Here is a 314-nt window from a genome sequence, read left to right on the forward strand (position 1 = left end):
TTTACTGAGGTGGCGCTGCCACCTGGCACTGACTCTTCAAACGGGCTGGAACTTCCATTAATTGTGTCTGTGATGGATGATTCCTGATTGCTTGTTTTTGTGTCCCTTACTGAGGTGGCGCTGCCACCTGGCACTGACTCTTCAAACGGGCTGGAACTTCCATTAATTGTGTCTCTGATGGATGATTCCTGATTGCTTGTTTTTGTGTCCCTTACTGAGGTGGAGCTGTCACCTGGCACTGACTCTTCAAACGGGCTGGAACTTCCATTAATTGTGTCTGTGATGGATGATTCCTGATTGCTTGTTTTTGTGTC

Annotated in this window: 1 protein-coding gene; it reads right to left on the bottom strand. The window is 47.5% G+C overall.

All coding sequences use genetic code 11. The annotated features are described in order from the left end of the window. Window positions 1–314 (bottom strand): hypothetical protein (locus Lfee_RS17740; protein ID WP_238584955.1); only part of this gene is annotated, 314 nt, incomplete at both ends.

The organism is Legionella feeleii (genome assembly GCF_001467625.1).
In the GTDB taxonomy this organism is placed as follows: Bacteria; Pseudomonadota; Gammaproteobacteria; order Legionellales; family Legionellaceae; genus Tatlockia; species Tatlockia feeleii.